This is a genomic window from Frigidibacter oleivorans (assembly GCF_003993775.1).
Lineage (GTDB): Bacteria > Pseudomonadota > Alphaproteobacteria > Rhodobacterales > Rhodobacteraceae > Frigidibacter > Frigidibacter oleivorans.
Window position 1 is genome coordinate 1 of sequence record NZ_RJRZ01000032.1, and the last position, 2,500, is coordinate 2,500.

1 tRNA gene and 2 rRNA genes (1 of these 3 cut by a window edge) are annotated in these 2,500 nt (G+C 56.1%); all 3 read right to left on the bottom strand.

Annotation, left to right across the window (positions count from 1 at the left end):
• Positions 1 to 4 precede the first annotated feature (4 nt).
• A tRNA-Met gene (locus EEY80_RS19845) sits at positions 5 to 81 on the bottom strand.
• A gap of 76 nt (positions 82 to 157) precedes the next feature.
• A 5S ribosomal RNA gene (rrf, locus tag EEY80_RS19850) occupies positions 158 to 272 on the bottom strand.
• Between the two features lie 75 nt (positions 273 to 347).
• A 23S ribosomal RNA gene (locus EEY80_RS19855) occupies positions 348 to 2,500 on the bottom strand; it runs 690 nt beyond the window's last position.

A 2,500-nucleotide genomic window follows, 5' to 3' on the forward strand; every position in this document is an offset into this window, starting at 1 on the left:
ATTCTGGTTGCGGGAGCAGGATTTGAACCTGCGACCTTCAGGTTATGAGCCTGACGAGCTACCGGGCTGCTCCATCCCGCGCCGGTGCCGCATTGTTTTGCGGCGTGGATTGTCTGGTTTGTTTCGTGTCGAGAGCTTGTCTTGTGCTTCTTTCTAGGTTTGGCGGCGACCTACTCTCCCACGTCTTGAGACGCAGTACCATTGGCGCGGCGGCACTTAACGGCCGAGTTCGGAATGGGATCGGGTGTTTTGCTCGCGCTATGACCACCAAACCGAGGAAGAAGCACATCAGCGTTTTGTCGTTGTCCAGGTTTTTGCATGCGGTCTTGATCCTGCTGTTTCTGGATCGGATCAAGCCAATCGGGCAATTAGTACCGGTCAGCTGAACGCATTGCTGCGCTTACACCTCCGGCCTATCGACGTGGTCGTCTACCACGGCCCTCAAGGGAGACCTGGTTTTGAAGGGGGCTTCCCGCTTAGATGCCTTCAGCGGTTATCCTGTCCGTTCATAGCTACCCAGCACTGCCGTTGGCACGACAACTGGTCCACCAGTGGAACGTTCACCCCGGTCCTCTCGTACTAGGGGCAACTCTTCGCAAGTCTCCTACACCCACGGCAGATAGGGACCGAACTGTCTCACGACGTTCTAAACCCAGCTCACGTACCTCTTTAAATGGCGAACAGCCATACCCTTGGGACCTGCTCCAGCCCCAGGATGAGATGAGCCGACATCGAGGTGCCAAACGATGCCGTCGATATGGACTCTTGGGCATCATCAGCCTGTTATCCCCAGAGTACCTTTTATCCGTTGAGCGATGGCCCTCCCACTTGGGACCACCGGATCACTATGGCCGACTTTCGTCTCTGCTCGACTTGTCAGTCTTGCAGTCAGGCTGGCTTCTGCCATTGCACTCAACGAGCGATTTCCGACCGCTCTGAGCCAACCTTCGCGCGCCTCCGTTACGATTTGGGAGGCGACCGCCCCAGTCAAACTCCCCACCATGCATGGTCCCGGACCCGGATAACGGGCCGCGGTTAGACATCAAGAGTGCGAAGGGTGGTATCTCAAGGGTGGCTCCACCGGAACTGGCGTCCCGGTTTCAAAGCCTACCACCTATCCTGCACATCACAATCCTGATGCCAGTGCAAAGCTAGAGTAAAGGTTCATGGGGTCTTTCCGTCTAACCGCGGGTAGTGTGCATCTTGACACACAGTTCAATTTCGCTGAGTCCACGTTAGAGACAGCGGGGAGGTCGTTACGCCATTCGTGCAGGTCGGAACTTACCCGACAAGGAATTTCGCTACCTTAGGACCGTTATAGTTACGGCCGCCGTTTACTGGGGCTTCAATTCGGAGCTTGCACCCCTCCTTTTAACCTTCCAGCACCGGGCAGGCGTCAGACCCTATACGTCGCCTTGCGGCTTCGCAGAGCCCTGTGTTTTAAGTAAACAGTCGCCACCCCCTAGTTTGTGCCCCCGGCCCATGGTTGCCCACGAACCGGGCCTCCTTCTCGCGAACTTACGGAGGCATTTTGCCGAGTTCCTTTAACGTGGTTCTCTCAAGCGCCTTGGTATTCTCTACCAGTCCACCTGTGTCGGTTTAGGGTACGGTCTGATGGAGGGCTATTTCCAGGGACCTCGCAGCAGCCCGGTCAATCCGTTAAGACCGAACTACAGTAAAGATCCGTCACATCCTCCTGGCCCAGGAATATTAACCTGGTTCCCATCGACTACGCCTTTCGGCCTCGCCTTAGGGGCCGGCTTACCCTGCTCAGATTAGCTTTAAGCAGGAACCCTTGGACTTTCGGCGACAGGGTCTCTCACCCTGTTTGTCGCTACTCATGTCAACATTCTCGCTTCCGATCACTCCACCGGATGCCTTACGGCCCGGCTTCACAGTCAGCTCCTTCCGACCGGCACCTTCCTCCGGTGTCCCGGGGAAAGGCAGAAGTCGGATGGAGCTATATCACGGAACGCTCCGCTACCGCGCACTTGCGTGCACCCAAAGCTTCGGCTCGTGGCTTGAGCCCCGTTACATCTTCGCCGCAGGACAACTTGTCTAGACCAGTGAGCTGTTACGCTATCTTTAAAGGATGGCTGCTTCTAAGCCAACCTCCTGGTTGTTTTGGTCGTCCCACATGCTTTCCCACTTAGCCACGAATTGGGGGCCTTAGCTGTTGGTCAGGGTTGTTTCCCTCTTGACGACGGACGTTAGCACCCGCCGTCTGTCTCCCGGATAGTACTCTCGGGTATTCGGAGTTTGGTTAGGCTCAGTAAGTCTGTGGGACCCCATCACCCATCCAGTGCTCTACCCCCCGAGGTATTCGTCCGAGGCGCTACCTAAATAGCTTTCGCGGAGAACCAGCTATCTCCAGATTTGATTGGCCTTTCACCCCTAGCCACAGCTCATCCCGACCTTTTTCAACAGGTGTGGGTTCGGACCTCCAACAGGTGTTACCCTGTCTTCATCCTGGCCATGGCTAGATCATCTGGTTTCGGGT